Here is an 18,176-nt window from a genome sequence, read left to right as displayed (position 1 = left end):
TCATTTGTGAATGCCTGCGCTTAACCCATTCTTTTTTCTGGAAATCCAAAAGCCTTGATACGCCTGCTGAAGTTTTTCTGGTGGTCCATCGTCGCTGTCGTCTGCGGGCTGCTGCTCGGCTTGAGCGGTGCCTTCCTTTACCTGTCTCCGAATCTTCCTTCGGTCGACGCACTGCGCAACATTCAGCTGCAAATCCCGCTGCGCGTCTTCAGCAGCGACGGCAAGCTGATTGCAGAGTTTGGCGAAATGCGCCGCTCCCCGATCCGTTTCGCCGACATTCCACCCAATTTCATCCACGCCTTGCTGTCCGCCGAAGACGACAACTTCGCCAACCACTACGGCGTTGACCCCAGCAGCCTGATGCGCGCCGCCAGCCAACTGGTCAAGAGCGGTCACATTCAGTCCGGCGGCTCGACCATCACCATGCAGGTCGCGAAGAACTACTTCCTGACCAGCGAGCGCAGTTTTTCGCGCAAAACCACCGAGATTCTCTTGGCCTTGCAAATCGAGCGCCAACTTACAAAAGACGAGATTCTGGAGCTCTACGTCAACAAGATCTACCTGGGCAACAGGGCTTATGGTATCGAGGCCGCAGCACAGGTTTATTACGGCAAATCCATTCGTGACCTGAGCGTCGCCCAGATGGCAATGATCGCCGGTCTGCCCAAGGCACCGTCACGATTCAACCCACTGGCCAACCCGTTGCGCGCCAAAGAGCGTCGCGACTGGATTCTGGGCCGCATGTTCAAGCTCGGCAAAATCGATCAGAACACCTATCAGGTCGCGCTGGCCGAGCCGATCAACGCCAGCTATCACGTTCAGAGCCCTGAAGTGAACGCGCCGTACATCGCCGAAATGGCCCGCGCCGAGATGGTCGGCCGTTACGGCAGCGAAGCCTACACAGAAGGCTTCCGCGTCACCACTACTGTTCCGAGCAATCTTCAGGAAGACGCCAATAAAGCCGTGCAGGATGGCCTGATCGAATACGACCAGCGTCATGGCTACCGTGGTCCGGAAAGCCGTTTCCCCGGCCTGACCCGCGACGGCTGGGTACAGGAGCTGACCAAGCAGCGACCGATCAGTGCCCTCGAACCGGCCATCGTCAGCCAGGTCGACAAGACCGGCATTCACGTCCTGACCCGCAACGGCGAGAAAGAAGAAACCGTCGCCTGGGACAGCATGAAATGGGCGAAGGCGTTCCTGAACACCAACAGCGTCGGCGCGAACCCGAAACAGCCCTCGGACGTCGCCCACGTCGGCGATCTGGTGCGTGTGCAACGGCAACCCGACAATTCGCTCAAATTCAGCCAGATCCCGCAGGCGCAAAGCGCGCTGGTGTCGCTGGACCCGCACAACGGCGCAATCCGTGCTCTGGTGGGTGGCTTCGCGTTTGAGCAGAGCAATTACAACCGTGCGATGCAGGCCAAGCGTCAGCCAGGTTCGAGCTTCAAGCCGTTCCTGTACTCCGCCGCGCTGGACAACGGCTACACCGCCGCCAGCCTGGTCAACGACGCGCCGATCGTGTTCGTCGACGAAGCGGTGGACAAGGTCTGGCGTCCGAAGAACGACACCGGCACCTTCCTCGGCCCGATTCGCTTGCGTGAGGCGTTGTACAAGTCGCGCAACCTTGTGTCGATCCGACTGCTGCAAAGCCTGGGCGTGAACACCGCGATCAACTACATCACCCGCTTCGGCTTCAACAAGCAGGACCTGCCGCCGAACCTGTCGCTGGCCCTCGGCACGGCAACCTTGACCCCGATGGAAATCGTCAGCGGCTGGAGCACGTTCGCCAACGGCGGTTACAAGGTCAGCCCGTACCTGATCGACAAGATCGAAGACCGCGAAGGCAAGACGCTGTTCGTCGCCAACCCGCCGACGGTCCCGGCCAATGACCCGAACCCGAAAGCCGTCAACGAGGCCATGGTCAGCAATGCCACGACCTACGCGGCGCCTGAAACGCCAGCATTGACCGCGAACACCGTACCCAACGCACTCGACACCAGTGGCGCACCACCGACCCCGGCAGTGGCCCCGCGCATTGTCGATGGCCGGACGACCTACATCCTCAATAGCATGCTGCAGGACGTGATCAAACGCGGCACCGGGCGTCGCGCCTTGTCGATGAACCGTCCGGACATCGCAGGCAAGACCGGTACGACCAACGACTCGAAAGACGCCTGGTTCTCCGGTTACAACGGCGATTACGTGACTACGGTGTGGACCGGCTTCGACCAGCCCGAAAGCCTCGGTCGTCACGAGTTCGGCGGCACCGTCGCGTTGCCGATCTGGATGAACTACATGAGTGCAGCGCTCAAGGACAAGCCGCCGCACGTTCAGGCAGAGCCCGATGGCATCCTCAGCCTGCGCATCGACCCGGTGAGCGGCCGCTCCGCCACACCCAGCACGGCAGGCGCGTTCTTCGAACTGTTCAAAAGCGAAGACACTCCACCGAGCGTGAACGAATTGAACGGCGGCCCCGCACCGGGCAGCCCGTTGCCAGCGGACGAGTCGGCGCCGATCGATCTGTTTTGAGGAGGCGGCTCAAGGATTACGTCGACCTGTAGGAGTGAGCTTGCTCGCGATGGCGGCATAACAGTCAGCATCATCGTCGGCAGACACGTCGCTATCGCGAGCAAGCTCACTCCTACAGTTGTCCGCTCGACCCAAGACACAAAAAAGCCCTACGTCGCTGCAGGGCTTTTTGTTTGCCGTTGTGTGATCAGCCGTTGAAGACTTGATCCACGTTGGTCAGTGGGTAGTGCTTCGGATACGGCTGAGTCGCGACGCCGCTTTCGATAGCAGCCTTGGCAACGGCATCGGAAACAACGGTCAGCAGACGCACGTCCAGTGGTTTCGGGATGATGTATTCACGGCCGAATTCCAGCTTGATACCGCCGTAGGCGTCGCAGACTTCCTGCGGCACCGGCAGCTTGGCCAGTTCACGCAGAGCATTGGCCGCGGCGATTTTCATCTCTTCGTTGATGCGCTTGGCGCGAACGTCCAGAGCACCACGGAAGATGAACGGGAAGCCCAGGACGTTGTTGACCTGGTTCGGGTAGTCCGAACGGCCTGTCGCCATGATCACATCGCTGCGCGTGGCGTGAGCCAGTTCCGGCGAGATTTCCGGATCAGGGTTCGAGCACGCGAACACGATCGGATTGGCAGCCATGGACTTCAAGCCTTCCGGGCTCAGCAGGTTCGGACCCGACAGGCCGACGAACACGTCAGCACCGTTCAGTGCGTCAGCCAGGGTGCGCTTGTCGGTCGAGTGAGCGAATTGCGCCTTGTACTGGTTCAGATCGGAACGCTCGGAGTGCACCACGCCGTTACGGTCAATCATGAAGATGTTTTCGATCTTCGCGCCCATGCTCACCAGCAGCTTCATGCAGGAGATGGCGGCGGCGCCAGCGCCGAGGCAGACGATCTTCGCGTCTTCCAGCGTTTTGCCAGCGATTTCCAGGGCATTGATCATGCCCGCTGCGGTCACGATGGCCGTGCCGTGCTGGTCATCGTGGAACACCGGAATGTCGCACTGTTCGATCAGCGCTTTTTCGATCTCGAAGCACTCGGGTGCCTTGATGTCTTCAAGGTTGATACCACCGAACGTGATAGAGATGCGCTTGACGGTGTCGATGAATGCTTGCGGGCTTTCCGAATCGACTTCGATGTCGAACACGTCGATGCCAGCGAAACGCTTGAACAGAACGCCTTTGCCTTCCATGACCGGCTTGGACGCCAGCGGGCCAAGATTGCCCAGACCGAGGATCGCGGTGCCATCAGAGATGACCGCAACCAGGTTGCCCTTGCCGGTGTACTTGTACGCCAGCTCAGGGTCGCGACCGATTTCACGCACTGGCTCAGCCACACCCGGGCTGTAGGCCAGAGAGAGGTCACGCGCAGTGGCGGTGGCTTTGGTGAGTTCTACGCTCAATTTCCCAGGGCGAGGGTTGGCGTGATAGTCGAGCGCGGCAGTTTTCAAATCTGACATGGGGGCATTCCGCTTTTTTGCTGTTGGACAGACGGACGAACGAGCATACGCAAGTCAGAAAGTCCTAACAAGACTACCGGGTCAGGTGTGTCAAGAGGCCGCATCTACGACTTTCAGCGTAGAGCCACGTCTTTAAAGGCCTCCAGAGAAAAACAATTCATGGAAAAAATGTTCACAATTTTAGGTTGAAGTTGTATTCAACATGACAGGATGCGTGATCGGCATCATCCAACGTGGCTGACCGGACTTAAGACCGCCTCGACGGGATCGGTCAACGACCCAACCCCGCGCTTCTACCTGCTGACCTTTCAGACGTTGCAGGCCAGCACTGTCGAACTGCCCTACAAGATTGGGAGCAATACGCAATACCAGCGCATCGCCGAACTCGATCCAGATACCCCCGCCATTGCGCTGAACATTCGTCACGCGCCCCGACACGAGGGCGAATCCACCGCTGCTGATTTGCTCGGGGGATTGCACCAGGGAATTGCGCCATATCCCAACGCCCGCTTGGCGCGCGGTCTTTTCCGCGGCCTGCTGGCATTCGACCAGCGCCACGTTCGGAGACACCGCCACCAGATAGCCCAGCCCTTCCGCGAGCAACTGCGCTTCCAGGTTGGCGCCATTGCGGCCATAGACGTTGGCCAGGGTACGTCCGTAATGATCAGCGGCCTGCTCACCGATCCTCAGACTGATCTGACCGTCGCTTTCATCTACCAACGTTTGCAGTCGGCGCTTGGCGGCTTCGGCAAACGGTTGGGCGGACTGACCTTTTTTGCCAGTTTCCGGCGCATTGAGACCAACCATCCGCACGCTGCGTCCATCACTCAAACGAAGGGTATCGCCATCCACCACGCGCTGAACCTGCGCGGTGGGCAAATTGGAAGGCGACGGGCACAAGGCCTGGGCGGTAGAGAGCCAAATCGCAGGCACAAAAAAGGCGCCCGCAAGGGACGCCTTCTTGAGCAGCCTGGATAAGCTCGGGGAGCGATCCAGAAAATCCACTCTTACTTCGCTTTGGTTGCGCCGAACGCACCGAAACGCGACTTGAACTTGTCGACGCGACCGCCAACGTCCAGAGTCTTTTGCTTACCGGTGTAGAACGGGTGGCACTCGTTGCAAACGTCCAGGCTCAGAGGCTTGGCCAGGTTGGAACGGGTGTGGATGACGTTGCCGCAGCTGCAGGTTGCAACGACGTCTTCGTAAACTGGATGGATATCAGCTTTCATCGGTATTTCCTCAGGCTAGCGTGCCGCCACCCAACACTATTGTTGAATACCGCACGGAATTAGGCCGCGCATATTAACAGACAATGCCGATCACGCAAGAGAACGTTATCGCCGGTCGTCTGCTAAGATCGCGCCCTTGGTCATACTCCGTAACAGGACATCCCCCGCGTGCCCGACGCCATTTTGCGCCTCGCCCTGCCCTCCCCCTTGCGCCGCCTGTTCGACTACCGCGCCCCCGCCGGGATTGCGCGCAGTGCGCTGCAACCGGGCATGCGGTTGCGGGTGCCGTTCGGGCGTCGGGAGATGATCGGCATCCTGGTTGAGATCACCGATCACAGCGATGTGCCCGAGGACAAACTAAAGCCCGCGATTGCGCTGCTCGACCACGAAGCGCCGCTGCCACCCGCCCTGTTCAAGCTGTGTCTGTGGACGGCCCAGTATTATCAGCACAGCCTCGGTGACACGTTGAGCTGGGCGTTGCCGGTCTTGCTGCGTCAAGGAGAGCCCGCCGAGGCCCGGCAAGAGCGCTTCTGGCAGATCGCGACCGGCGCCAGCATCGATGACCCGCGCATCGCCCGAGCACCGAAACAGAAAGAAGCGTTGCAAACCCTGGCCCAGCACCCCCACGGCGTCGCCCATCAACTGCTAAGCAAGCTGATGCTCAACCGTGACAGCCTCAATCTGTTGCTGGCCAAGGAGTTGGTGACGGTGGAAGTGCGCGGCCATGCCCCGGTGGCGCGGCATGAGCATTGGCTGGCGCAACCGGAACTGCCGCTGAACATTGAACAACGCGCCGCGTATGAAGCCATTCGCTCGGGCTTCGGCAGCTTCCATGCGTCTTTGCTCGCAGGCGTGACCGGCAGCGGCAAGACCGAGGTTTACCTGCAACTGATCCGCGAGACGCTGGAGGCAGGCAAACAGGCGCTGGTGCTGATTCCGGAAATCAATCTCGGCCCGCAGACCCTTGCTCGTTTCGAGCAGCGTTTCAATGCGCGGATCGCGTTGTTGCATTCGGCGGTCAACGACCGGGACCGCCTGGACGCTTGGCTCGCCGCCCGCGACGGCGAAGCGGACATCATCATCGGTACGCGTTCGGCGCTGTTCACGCCCATGAAGAACCCTGGCCTGATCATCATCGACGAAGAACACGACGGTTCTTATAAGCAGCAAGAAGGCCTGCGTTATCACGCGCGGGACCTGGCACTGGTCCGCGCCCGCCAGGAAGATATCCCGATCGTGCTCGGCTCGGCCACGCCTTCGCTGGAAAGCCTGCACAATGCCTACACCGGCCGGTACGCCCTCCTACGCCTGAACCAACGCGCAGGCGGCGCCCAACAGCCACGCTTCCTGCGCCTGGACGTGAAAAGCCGTCCGCTGGACAGCGGCATTTCCGGCCCGATGCAGCAAGCCATCGGACAGACACTGGCGGCCGGACAACAGGTGCTGGTGTTCCTCAATCGCCGAGGATTCGCGCCGACGTTGCTGTGTCACGACTGCGGCTGGTTGTCGGAATGCACCCGCTGCGATGCGCGCATGACCGTTCACCAGCGTTCCGGCGAACTGCGCTGCCACCATTGCGGCCACGTTGAGCGCGTGCCGCGCAACTGTCCGGCCTGCGGCAAGGTCGACCTTCGCCCCGTCGGTGCGGGGACGGAACGGGCCGAAGAGCGGCTGGCGATTCTGTTTCCGGACTATCCAGTGCTGCGAGTGGATCGCGACAGCACTTCGCGCAAGGACGCGATGAATCAGCTGTTCGCAACGATCCAGAAAGGGCATCCCTGCATTCTGGTCGGCACGCAGATGCTCGCCAAAGGGCACCACTTCCCCCGCGTGACGCTGGTGTCGATTCTGGACGCCGACGGCGGGCTGTTTTCAGGCGACTTCCGCGCCAGCGAGCGCATGGCCCAGCTGATCGTGCAGGTCGCGGGCCGTGCGGGGCGTGCCGAAGAGCCGGGCAAGGTGATCATCCAGACGCACCTGGCCGAGCACCCGCTGCTGATCCAGCTCACCGAGCAGGGCTATTTCGCTTTTGCCGAGCAGGCGTTGAGCGAGCGTCGCGCAGCGGGCCTGCCGCCGTTTTCGCATCTGGCGCTGTTGCGCGCTGAAGCGCATAAACCGGGACAGGCTGAAGGGTTTCTCGACGAGGCCTGTACCGAAGCCGAGCACCTGCTCAAGGAGATGGCGCTGGGCGGCATTGAACTGCTCGGCCCGGTTCCGGCTCCCATGGAGCGCCGCGCAGGGCGATACCGCGCCCAGCTGCTGGTCCAGGCCAACGCTCGGGCACCGCTGCACAAGCTGCTGACAACCTGGCTGCTGGCGCTGGAAGCCATGCCTAGCGGGCGGCAGGTGAGATGGTCGCTGGATGTGGACCCTGTGGATTTGTATTAAGACAGATACCCTGTAGGAGTGAGCTTGCTCGCGATTAGGGAGTGTCAGCGACGAAAATGCTGAATGGCACATCGCAATCGCGAGCAAGCTCACTCCTACAGAGGCAACGCCGATAGCAATGCAAAACACAACCGCGCATCCATCGCGGTTGGCAAGGTGGCTCCGGCAACGGATAATGCCCAGTTTTTCCACCCGCGCATCGAAGCGCTGCCGCGCTTGCGGTCGAAAGAGAGCCTCATGAAAGACACCATTCGCCAGCTGATCCAACAAGCTCTGAGCCAACTCGTCACCGAAGGCGTCTTGCCGGAAGGGCTGACGCCGGCGATTCAGGTGGAAAACGCCAAGGACAAGAAAAACGGCGACTTCGCCAGCAATATCGCCATGATGTTGGCCAAGCCTGCGGGCCTGAAACCTCGTGACCTGGCCGAGAAGATCGTCGCCGCGCTGCCCGCCGACGAGCAGATCACCAAAGTCGACATCGCAGGTCCTGGCTTCCTCAACTTCTTCCAGAACACTCAGGCCCTCGCTTCGCGTCTCGACGAAGCCCTGGCCGATGCCACCCTGTCGGTGCGCAAGAACGGTCCCGCCCAACGCGTGGTGGTTGACCTGTCCGCGCCGAACCTCGCCAAAGAAATGCACGTCGGCCACCTGCGCTCAACCATTATCGGCGACGGCGTGGCCAGCGTGCTTGAGTTCCTCGGCGACACCGTCATTCGTCAGAACCACGTTGGCGACTGGGGCACCCAGTTCGGCATGCTGCTGGCCTATCTGCAGGAAACCCCGGCGACCAGCGACGAGCTGTCGGACCTGGAAAACTTCTACCGCGCTGCCAAGGGCCGTTTCGACGAGTCCGAAGAGTTTGCCGAGCGCGCACGTGGCCTGGTGGTGAAGCTGCAAGCAGGCGACCCTGAGTGCCTGACGCTGTGGACCCGTTTCAAAGACATCTCCCTGTCCCACTGCCAGGAAGTGTACGAGCGCCTGAACGTCAAACTGACGCCGAAAGACGTCATGGGCGAAAGCGCCTACAACGACGACCTCGCCAACGTCGTCGCCGACCTGAAAAAAGCCGGTCTGCTGGTTGAGAGCAATGGCGCACAATGCGTGTTCCTCGAAGAATTCAAGACTGCCGAAGGCACGCCACTGCCGGTGATTGTGCAAAAGGCCGGTGGCGGTTATCTCTATGCGACCACCGACCTCGCTGCCGTGCGCTACCGCAGCAACGTGTTGAAAGCTGATCGCGCGCTGTATTTCGTCGATCAGCGTCAGGCCCTGCACTTCCAGCAGGTGTTCGAAGTGGCGCGCCGCGCCGGTTTCGTCACCAACGGCATGCAGATGGAACACATGGGCTTCGGCACCATGAACGGCGCCGATGGCCGCCCGTTCAAGACCCGCGATGGCGGCACCGTGAAGCTGGTTGACCTGCTGGATGAAGCCGAAGAGCGCGCCTACGTACTGGTAAAAGAAAAGAACCCGGAAGTCGCCGAAGACGAATTGCGCACCATCGCCAAGGCCGTGGGCATCAGCGCGGTGAAATACGCCGACCTGTCCAAGCACCGCGCCAGCGATTACAGCTTCAACTTCGATCAGATGCTCAGCTTCGAAGGCAACACTGCGCCGTACCTGCTGTACGCCTACACCCGTGTGGTGGGCGTGTTCCGCAAGCTGGGCGAGGCGTTCGATGCGAGCAAAGGCCAGATCATCCTCGAAGCGCCGCAAGAGCAGGACCTGGCCGCGCGTCTGGCTCAGTTTGGTGAAACCGTGAACAACGTCGCCGAAAAAGGCACGCCGCACGTGTTGTGCGCCTATCTGTACGATCTGGCCGGTCTGTTCTCCAGCTTCTACGAGAACTGCCCGATCCTGAACGCGGAAAACCCCGAGCAACAGCAAAGCCGTCTGCGCCTCGCGCACCTGACCGGTCGCACCCTCAAGCAAGGCCTGCAACTGCTGGGTCTGGAAACTCTGGAGCGTATGTAACTTGGCAGTCAAAAAGAAACCTGCTCCCAAGCGCGGTGCCAGCCGGTACGAGGCCCCCGCAAAGAAGCCGATTCCGGGATGGGTGTGGCTGGCGGTCGGCCTGTCCGTCGGTGCATTCATCGTCTTCCTGATGAAACTGGAGCCTGGCAGCGGCGATGACATCAAGCGGAACAAGGCCGAAGCCAAGGCCGCGAAGATCGCCGAAGCGAACAAGACGCCGCCAAGTCCGACTGCGCCGGTGAAGCCGAAGTACGATTTCTACACGCTGCTGCCGGAATCGGAAGTCATCGTGCCGAACGAAGCCGTGCCGGAGAAAACGCCGCCGTCCGTGGCCGCACCGACCACACCGGTTACTCCTGAGGTCGCCGCGAAGATCGACACCGCACGTGCCCAGGCAGCGCTTAGCGGCTTGACACCACCACCAGCGCCCCCGGTGGCGAAACCTGCGCCGGTGACGACGTTCTTCCTGCAGGCGGGCTCGTTCCGCAAGCAGACGGATGCTGACAAGGTCCGCGCGCAGATCATTCTGTTGGGGCAAGCCGCGACGGTTGAATCCGGGACGGTGAAGGACGAGACGTGGTATCGCGTATTGGTCGGCCCGTTCAGCAACCGCGAACAACTGACGACCGCGCAGAAGCAACTGGCGAGTGGTGGATTCAGTAACCTTCTGTTGCAACAACGCCAGGCCCGCTAACGTTCACACAATCCCTTGTAGGAGCGTGGCTTGTCCTGCGACCGGCTGCGAAGCAGTCGTAAAATCAGGCGGCGCGGTTGTTTCAGGTACACCGCGCTCACAGGTTTTACGACGACTTCGTCGCCGGTCGCAGGACAAGCCAGCTCCTACAGTTGATTCGCGGCAGCCCCTGCCATTCATCCCCCGCAGTTGAAATACCCGCCCCCACCCCCATATGAGTTTCCATCAGGGCATTTTCGCCCCCTCGCGTGGAGACTCTCCCCTTGACCACCATCGTTTCAGTGCGCCGCCAAGGCAAAGTCGTCATGGCCGGTGACGGCCAGGTTTCCCTGGGCAATACCGTCATGAAAGGTAACGCCAAGAAAGTCCGCCGCCTCTACCACGGCCAGGTGATCGCCGGTTTCGCGGGCGCCACCGCTGACGCCTTCACCCTGTTCGAACGTTTCGAAGCCCAGCTGGAAAAACACCAGGGGCATTTGGTTCGCGCAGCCGTCGAGTTGGCCAAAGACTGGCGGACCGACCGTTCCCTGAGCCGTCTTGAAGCCATGCTCGCCGTCGCCAACAAAGACGCGTCCCTGATCATCACCGGCAACGGTGACGTCGTTGAGCCTGAAGATGGCCTGATCGCTATGGGCTCCGGCGGTGCGTTCGCCCAAGCCGCTGCCCGCGCCCTGTTGCTGAAAACTGAACTGTCGGCGCGCGAAATCGCCGAAACCGCGCTGCACATCGCGGGCGACATCTGCGTGTTCACCAACCACAACATCACCATTGAGGAGCAGGACCTCGCTGAATAAGCCCGACAGGCGCCGCAACTCATCGCGGCTGCCGGACTCATTCGCTCAAGAGGACCGTTGAAAACCATGTCCATGACTCCCCGTGAAATCGTCCACGAACTCAATCGCCATATCATCGGCCAGGACGATGCCAAGCGCGCCGTCGCCATCGCGCTGCGTAACCGCTGGCGCCGGATGCAGCTCCCTGAAGAGCTGCGCGTTGAAGTCACCCCGAAAAACATTCTGATGATCGGCCCGACCGGCGTCGGTAAAACCGAAATCGCCCGTCGTCTGGCCAAGCTGGCCAACGCACCTTTCATCAAGGTCGAAGCCACCAAGTTCACCGAAGTCGGCTACGTGGGCCGTGACGTCGAGTCGATCATTCGTGATCTGGCTGACGCCGCCATGAAGCTGCTGCGCGAACAGGAAATGACCAAGGTCCGTCATCGCGCCGAAGACGCCGCCGAAGATCGCATCCTCGACGCCCTGCTGCCCCCTGCGCGCGTGGGTTTCAACGAAGACGCAGCGGGCGGCTCCGATTCCAACACCCGCCAGTTGTTCCGCAAACGCCTGCGTGAAGGCCAGCTGGACGACAAGGAAATCGAAATCGAAGTCGCGGAAATGGGCGGCGTCGATATCTCCGCGCCTCCGGGCATGGAAGAGATGACCAACCAGTTGCAAAGCCTGTTTGCCAATATGGGCAAGGGCAAGAAGAAGAGCCGCAAGCTGAAGGTCAAGGACGCGCTGAAGATGGTCCGCGATGAAGAAGCGAGCCGTCTGGTCAACGACGAAGAGCTGAAGGGCAAGGCGCTGGAGGCAGTCGAGCAGCACGGCATCGTGTTCATCGATGAAATCGACAAAGTCGCCAAGCGCGGCAACGTCGGCGGCGCGGACGTCTCCCGTGAGGGTGTGCAGCGCGACCTGCTGCCGCTGATCGAAGGCTGCACGGTCAACACCAAACTGGGAATGGTCAAGACCGACCACATCCTGTTCATCGCATCCGGTGCGTTCCACCTGAGCAAGCCGAGCGATCTGGTGCCTGAGCTGCAAGGCCGTCTGCCGATTCGCGTCGAGCTGAAAGCCCTGAGCCCTCAGGATTTCGAACGCATCCTGAGCGAGCCACACGCGTCGCTGACCGAGCAATACCGCGAGCTGCTGAAGACAGAAGGCCTGAACATCGAATTCTTGCCGGAAGGCATCAAGCGCCTGGCCGAGATCGCTTGGCAAGTGAACGAGAAGACCGAAAATATCGGTGCCCGTCGTCTGCACACCCTGCTGGAACGCCTGCTGGAAGAAGTGTCTTTCAGTGCGGGCGACCTGGCCGGCGCGCAGGATGGCGGCACAATTCAGATCGACGCGGCGTACGTCAACAGCCACTTGGGCGAGTTGGCGGAAGACGAAGATCTGTCTCGCTACATTCTTTAATCAGCCCACGCCCCCCCCTGTAGGAGTGAGCTTGCTCGCGATTGCATTGGATCAGGTCAACACATCATTGCCTGCCCCACCCTATCGCGAGCAAGCTCACTCCCACAATGTAACGCGCAAGGCATACCGTCGATGACACGCATTCCCTCCGCCATCCAGCTTCACAAAGCCTCGAAAATCCTCACGCTGAAATACGGCCCTGGTGAGGAATACCACCTTCCCGCCGAGTTCCTGCGGGTGCATTCGCCGTCCGCTGAGGTGCAGGGGCACGGCAAGCCGATTCTGCAATTCGGCAAGCTGGGCGTTGGTTTGACGAAAGTTGAACCGGCCGGTCAGTACGCACTGAAATTGACCTTCGATGACGGTCATGACAGCGGTCTGTTCACGTGGGAATACCTCGAACAACTGGCACAACGTCAGGAAGCCCTGTGGGACGATTACCTGGCTGAACTGAAAGCTGCGGGCAAATCCCGCGACCCTTCCGAGCAAGTCGTCCGACTCATGCTCTGAGCTGCCGCTCTAGTCCCAGAGTGTTTAAAAACGTCACGAGCGATGATGAGGCAAGGCAAAAACAGGCGAAAAACGGCCGGGGTCGCGACCGACTCTAGGTGTTCTAAATGAGCATTTTTCGCCTGTTTTTAACGCAGCATCATGTGCGTAACGCCGAAGGCGCAAAGCCTGCAGTAGTTTTTAAACAGTCTGGTCCGCGCCTTGGTGACCGATGGGCACTTTAGGACGCACTTTCTAATTCCATCTGCTTCAATGCTCCGCGCAGCGGTCAATGACTGGCCCTGCTTGCGATTTTTATAAATCTCGCGTAACCAATGATTCTGGCAAGCCATCTGCATCGGAGTTTTAGCAGAAGCCTGTCGGTGTGAACCGCAGCAGTCGCATGCAGCGCCATCGAAAAATACGGCGCCTTGCAGGAGCATTCACACCCGTTGTGTTAATCATCGGTCACCCGAGAGCAGTGCTGGCGTTTGCCCGTGGCGTGTTTTCACAGGGATGCCAGCGCTCGTCTCAGGACAATGGAGCGTCGTAGATGAGTAACAAGAGTAATGATGATCTGCCGCGTCAAGCCTCTGAACACACCCTGGGGTTGAACCCCGTCGTCGGCTTGCGGCGCAAGGATTTGCTCACCACGGCACGCATGGTCTTGACCCAGGCCATCAAGCAACCGATCCACAGCGCCAAGCACGTGGCCCATTTCGGGCTGGAACTGAAAAACGTGCTGCTCGGCAAATCCAGTCTGGTGCCCGACAGCGACGACCGTCGTTTCGCCGACCCGGCCTGGAGCCAGAACCCGCTCTATCGTCGCTACCTGCAAACCTACCTCGCCTGGCGCAAGGAGTTGCACGACTGGATCGACGACAGCAGCCTTTCGCAACAAGACATCAGCCGCGGCCACTTCGTGATCAACCTCATGACCGAAGCCATGTCGCCCACCAACGGCGCGGCCAACCCGGCGGCGGTCAAACGCTTCTTTGAGACGGGCGGCAAGAGCGTCCTCGATGGGCTCTCGCACCTGGCGAAAGATCTGGTGAACAACGGCGGCATGCCGAGCCAGGTCAACATGGACGCCTTCGAGGTCGGCAAAAACCTCGGCACCACCGAAGGCGCTGTGGTGTTTCGCAACGACCTGTTGGAACTGATCCAGTACAAGCCGATCACCGAGCAGGTCCACGAACGCCCTCTGCTGGTGGTGCCCCCGCAGATCAACAAATTCTATGTGTTCGACCTCAGCCAGGACAAAAGCCTGGCGCGCTTCTGCCTGCGCAACAACGTGCAGACCTTCATCATCAGTTGGCGCAACCCGACCAAGGCCCAGCGTGAATGGGGCCTGTCGACCTACATCGACGCCGTTAAAGAAGCGGTGGACGTGGTCTGCAAGATCACCGGCAGCAAGGACGTGAACATGCTGGGTGCTTGCTCCGGCGGGATCACCTGCACTGCCTTGCTCGGCCACTATGCGGCGCTGGGCGAGCAGAAGGTCAACGCGCTGACCCTGCTGGTGAGCGTGCTCGACACCACCCTCGACACGCAGGTCGCGCTGTTCGTGGATGAGCAGACGCTGGAATCGGCCAAGCGCCATTCGTATCAGGCGGGCGTGCTGGAAGGCAAGGACATGGCCAAGGTCTTCGCCTGGATGCGCCCCAACGACTTGATCTGGAATTACTGGGTCAACAACTACCTGCTGGGCAACGAGCCGCCGGTGTTCGACATCCTGTTCTGGAACAACGACACCACGCGCCTGCCCGCCGCGTTTCACGGCGATCTGATCGAGATGTTCAAGAACAATCCCCTGATTCGTCCAAACGCGCTGGAGGTCTGCGGTACGCCGATTGATCTGAAACAGGTCAAAAGTGACATCTTCTGTCTCGCAGGCACCAACGACCACATCACGCCGTGGGTGTCGTGCTACAAGTCGGCTCGACTGTTCGGCGGCAAGACCGAATTCGTGCTGTCCAACAGTGGGCATATCCAGAGCATTCTGAACCCGCCGGGCAACCCGAAGGCGCGCTACATGACCAACCCGGACCTGCCCGAAGAAGCCACTCGTTGGCAGGAGGACGCCAGCAAACACACTGACTCGTGGTGGCTGCACTGGCAGGCGTGGCAAGCCGAGCGCTCCGGCAAACTGAAAAAATCTCCCGCTACATTGGGCAACAAGGCGTATCCCGCAGGCGAAGCGTCTCCGGGCACGTATGTGCATGAGCGTTGATCTGGATTAACTACCACCTGTAGGAGTGAGCATGCTCGCGATGTCGTCGGGATAGTCGATATAACACTGACTGAACTATCGCAATCGCGAGCAAGCTCACTCCTACAGGTTTTTCAGGCAACTGTGAGCTCTGATTCGCCACTGACGGCAAGCATCGAACACACAGAAACCGCCCACGCGGTTTCAGGACCGGAAGACGCGCAGGACTGCTTTACCGGCGTTTAACCAACAGGGCTTCGCGCATGCCGCAACCGTTCGTATTTCGCACCATCGATCTGGATGGTCACAACATCCGCACCGCAGTGCGCCCCGGCAAGAGCCATCTCACGCCGCTGCTGATTTTCAACGGCATCGGCGCCAACCTGGAGTTGGTGTTTCCGTTCGTCGATGCGCTGGACCCTGACCTCGAAGTCATCGCCTTCGACGTGCCTGGTGTTGGCGGTTCATCGACGCCAAACCGTCCCTATCGCTTTCCTGGTCTGGCGAAACTTGCGGCACGGATGCTGGATTATCTGGACTACGGACAGGTCAACGCGATTGGCGTTTCGTGGGGCGGAGCGCTGGCCCAGCAGTTCGCCCACGACTACCCCGAGCGCTGCAAAAAACTCGTGCTCGCGGCCACAGCGGCGGGCGCGGTGATGGTGCCGGGCAAACCGAAAGTGCTGTGGATGATGGCGAGCCCGCGTCGTTACATTCAGCCGTCGCACGTGATCCGCATCGCGCCGGACATCTACGGTGGCGCCTTTCGTCGTGATCCGAACCTGGCCGCAAACCACGCGGCGAAAGTCCGCTCATCCGGAAAGCTCGGCTATTACTGGCAGTTGTTCGCGGGCATGGGCTGGACCAGCATTCATTGGCTGCACAAGATCCAGCAACCGACGCTGGTGCTGGCAGGGGATGACGACCCGCTGATTCCGCTGATCAATATGCGACTGCTGGCCTGGCGTATCCCCAATGCCCAGCTACACATAATCGACGATGGTCACTTGTTTTTGATCACCCGGGCCGAAGCCGTGGCCCCCATCATCATGAAGTTTCTGCAACAGGAGCGGCAACGCGCCGTCATGCATCCACAACCTGCACCGACCGTGCGATAACCCAAGGAATAAGGGGCGCATTCGTGCCTCACATCAAAGAGAAATCGCTTCACTGACTGCGTTATCGGCGGGATTGCCAGACGTGGAACAGCGCACTGCTCAGGGGAGGTCGAGCGGTGCGCCGCTGTATTTGCTGATGGCCAGACGAAGGAGTGTTGATCCATGCGAGACAAACCGGCGAAGAATAGTTATCCGACGCCAGCGACCTACATCAATGCGCAAAGCGCGATCACCGGCCTGCGCGGTCGGGATCTGCTGTCGACCTTGCGCAGCGTGGCCTTGCAAGGTCTCAAGCACCCGGTTTACACGGCGCGCCATGCGATTGCCCTCGGCGGTCAGTTGGGGCGTGTGATGCTGGGCGATACGCCTCACCAGCCACACCCGAATGACGCCCGCTTTAACGATCCGACCTGGACGCACAATCCGCTGTACCGTCGCGGCTTGCAGGCGTATCTGAGCTGGCAGCATCAGGTGCGCGCCTGGATCGACCACAGCGACCTGCCCGAAGACGACCGTTCTCGCGCGCAATTCATTTTCTCCCTGCTCAACGATGCACTGGCGCCGACGAACACCCTGCTCAACCCGTTGGCAGTGAAGGAGCTGTTCAACTCCGGCGGCACCAGCGTGGTGAAGGGCCTGAGCCACATGCTCGACGACTTCATGCACAACAACGGCCTGCCGAGCCAGACCACCAAGGACGCGTTCGAGATCGGTCGCACCCTGGCCGTCACTCCCGGCGCCGTGGTGTTTCGCAACGAGCTGCTGGAGCTGATCCAGTATTCGCCGATGAGCGAAAAGCAATACGCCCGACCGCTGCTGATCGTGCCGCCGCAGATCAACAAGTTCTACATTTTCGACCTGAGCCCCACCAACAGCTTCGTGCAGTACGCCCTGAAAAACGGCGTGCAGACTTTCATCATCAGTTGGCGCAATCCGGACGTCCGCCATCGGGAATGGGGGCTTTCCAGTTACGTACAGGCGGTTGAAGAAGCGATGAACGTGTGCCGTGCGATCACCGGCGCGCGGGAAGTCAACTTGATGGGCGCCTGCGCGGGCGGCCTGACCATCGCGGCGCTGCAGGGCCATCTGCAGGCCAAGCGGCAACTGAGGCGGGTGTCGAGCGCGAGTTACCTGGTGAGCTTGCTGGACAGCGAAATTGAAAGCCCAGCGACGTTGTTCATCGACGAACAAACCCTCGAAGCCGCCAAGCGCCGCTCTTACCAGCGCGGCGTGCTCGACGGTCGCGAGATGGCCAAGGTCTTCGCGTGGATGCGCCCCAACGATCTGATCTGGACGTACTGGGTGAACAATTACCTGCTGGGCAAGGCGCCGCCGCCGTTCGACATCCTTTACTGGAACAACGACAGCACGCGTCTCCCCGCTGCGCTGCACGGCGATCTGCTGGACTTCTTCAAGCACAACCCGCTGACCCGTCCGGGTGGACTGGAAGTGTGCGGCACACCCATCGATCTGCAGAAAGTGACGGTGGACAGTTTCAGCGTCGCGGGCATCAACGACCACATCACGCCGTGGGACGTGGTCTACCGCTCGACCTTGCTGCTCGGCGGCAACCGGCGCTTCCTGCTGTCGAACAGTGGCCACGTGCAGAGCATTCTCAATCCGCCCGGCAACCCCAAGGCGAACTTCGTTGAGAACGGCAAGCTCAGCAGTGATCCCCGCGCCTGGTATTACGACGCCCACCGCACGGACGGCAGTTGGTGGCCGAGTTGGCTGAGCTGGATTCAAGAGCGCTCGGGCGCGCAGCGCGAAACGCTGATGGCGCTGGGCAATCAGAATTACCCGCCGATGGAGGCGGCGCCCGGGACGTATGTCAGAGTTCGCTAGAAGCACCACGGACTCTTGCTGAACGTTGCTCCTGTAGGAGT

13 protein-coding genes are annotated in these 18,176 nt (G+C 60.5%); 10 read left to right on the top strand and 3 right to left on the bottom strand.

Annotated features, from left to right (window positions below; all coding sequences use genetic code 11):
• Positions 1–57: 57 nt before the first annotated feature.
• Positions 58–2,532, top strand: a complete 2,475-nt coding sequence (locus ACWKWE_RS18970) for a penicillin-binding protein 1A (RefSeq protein WP_483851624.1) — start codon at positions 58–60, stop codon at positions 2,530–2,532.
• A gap of 187 nt (positions 2,533–2,719) precedes the next feature.
• Here the strand turns inward: ACWKWE_RS18970 and ACWKWE_RS18965 are convergent, their stop codons facing one another.
• From ACWKWE_RS18965 to rpmE, 3 genes are all read right to left on the bottom strand, one after another.
• Positions 2,720–3,988, bottom strand: coding sequence for a malic enzyme-like NAD(P)-binding protein (locus ACWKWE_RS18965; RefSeq protein WP_166596133.1), 1,269 nt, complete (start codon positions 3,986–3,988; stop codon positions 2,720–2,722).
• Between the two features lie 180 nt (positions 3,989–4,168).
• Positions 4,169–4,984 (bottom strand): thermonuclease family protein, encoded by an 816-nt coding sequence (locus tag ACWKWE_RS18960; RefSeq protein ID WP_483851623.1) that lies wholly within the window; start codon positions 4,982–4,984, stop codon positions 4,169–4,171.
• Positions 4,985–4,995: 11 nt separating this feature from the next.
• A complete protein-coding gene (gene rpmE, locus ACWKWE_RS18955) occupies positions 4,996–5,217 on the bottom strand; it encodes a 50S ribosomal protein L31 (RefSeq protein ID WP_062379238.1) in 222 nt (73 codons plus the stop codon).
• Between the two features lie 168 nt (positions 5,218–5,385).
• Here rpmE and ACWKWE_RS18950 point away from each other — a divergent pair, with 168 nt between their 5' ends.
• The 9 genes from ACWKWE_RS18950 (at position 5,386) to phaC (ACWKWE_RS18910) (ending at position 18,135) form a co-directional block, all read left to right on the top strand.
• Complete coding sequence (locus tag ACWKWE_RS18950; protein WP_483851378.1) at positions 5,386–7,605, top strand: primosomal protein N'; 2,220 nt, start codon at positions 5,386–5,388, stop codon at positions 7,603–7,605.
• 237 nt (positions 7,606–7,842) lie between these two features.
• The gene (gene argS / locus ACWKWE_RS18945; protein WP_483851622.1) at positions 7,843–9,579 is read left to right on the top strand and encodes an arginine--tRNA ligase; all 1,737 of its coding nucleotides are present in this window, start codon (positions 7,843–7,845) and stop codon (positions 9,577–9,579) included.
• Between the two features lies 1 nt (position 9,580).
• Complete coding sequence (locus tag ACWKWE_RS18940) at positions 9,581–10,273, top strand: SPOR domain-containing protein (protein WP_166596137.1); 693 nt, start codon at positions 9,581–9,583, stop codon at positions 10,271–10,273.
• A gap of 263 nt (positions 10,274–10,536) precedes the next feature.
• A complete protein-coding gene (gene hslV, locus ACWKWE_RS18935) occupies positions 10,537–11,067 on the top strand; it encodes an ATP-dependent protease subunit HslV (protein WP_037016051.1) in 531 nt (176 codons plus the stop codon).
• A 66-nt stretch (positions 11,068–11,133) separates the two neighbouring features.
• Positions 11,134–12,471 (top strand): ATP-dependent protease ATPase subunit HslU, encoded by a 1,338-nt coding sequence (hslU, locus tag ACWKWE_RS18930; RefSeq protein WP_166598164.1) that lies wholly within the window; start codon positions 11,134–11,136, stop codon positions 12,469–12,471.
• Between the two features lie 132 nt (positions 12,472–12,603).
• Positions 12,604–12,981 (top strand): gamma-butyrobetaine hydroxylase family protein, encoded by a 378-nt coding sequence (locus ACWKWE_RS18925; RefSeq protein ID WP_166598163.1) that lies wholly within the window; start codon positions 12,604–12,606, stop codon positions 12,979–12,981.
• 532 nt (positions 12,982–13,513) lie between these two features.
• Positions 13,514–15,193 carry a class II poly(R)-hydroxyalkanoic acid synthase gene (gene phaC, locus ACWKWE_RS18920; RefSeq protein ID WP_341960492.1) on the top strand — a complete coding sequence of 560 codons (1,680 nt, stop codon included), beginning with the start codon at positions 13,514–13,516 and terminating at the stop codon, positions 15,191–15,193.
• Between the two features lie 242 nt (positions 15,194–15,435).
• Positions 15,436–16,290 (top strand): poly(3-hydroxyalkanoate) depolymerase, encoded by an 855-nt coding sequence (phaZ, locus tag ACWKWE_RS18915; RefSeq protein WP_166598161.1) that lies wholly within the window; start codon positions 15,436–15,438, stop codon positions 16,288–16,290.
• A 162-nt stretch (positions 16,291–16,452) separates the two neighbouring features.
• Positions 16,453–18,135: a class II poly(R)-hydroxyalkanoic acid synthase gene (phaC, locus tag ACWKWE_RS18910; protein WP_483851377.1), complete on the top strand. Its 1,683-nt coding sequence runs from the start codon at positions 16,453–16,455 to the stop codon at positions 18,133–18,135.
• Positions 18,136–18,176 lie beyond the last annotated feature (41 nt).

It is taken from the genome of Pseudomonas salicis, from assembly GCF_057128705.1.
Note: the sequence above shows the minus strand (reverse complement) of the source record. Positions and strands in the feature narration are given on the sequence as shown.

What these genes read in the sequence shown, in the direction of transcription:
- ACWKWE_RS18965 (WP_166596133.1), bottom strand. Translation starts at nt 3,988, where the DNA reads ATGTCAGATTTGAAAACTGCCGCGCTCGACTATCACGCCAACCCTCGC.
- rpmE (WP_062379238.1), bottom strand. Translation starts at nt 5,217, where the DNA reads ATGAAAGCTGATATCCATCCAGTTTACGAAGACGTCGTTGCAACCTGC.
- argS (WP_483851622.1), top strand. Translation starts at nt 7,843, where the DNA reads ATGAAAGACACCATTCGCCAGCTGATCCAACAAGCTCTGAGCCAACTC.
- hslU (WP_166598164.1), top strand. Translation starts at nt 11,134, where the DNA reads ATGTCCATGACTCCCCGTGAAATCGTCCACGAACTCAATCGCCATATC.
- ACWKWE_RS18925 (WP_166598163.1), top strand. Translation starts at nt 12,604, where the DNA reads ATGACACGCATTCCCTCCGCCATCCAGCTTCACAAAGCCTCGAAAATC.
- phaC (WP_341960492.1), top strand. Translation starts at nt 13,514, where the DNA reads ATGAGTAACAAGAGTAATGATGATCTGCCGCGTCAAGCCTCTGAACAC.
- phaZ (WP_166598161.1), top strand. Translation starts at nt 15,436, where the DNA reads ATGCCGCAACCGTTCGTATTTCGCACCATCGATCTGGATGGTCACAAC.
- phaC (WP_483851377.1), top strand. Translation starts at nt 16,453, where the DNA reads ATGCGAGACAAACCGGCGAAGAATAGTTATCCGACGCCAGCGACCTAC.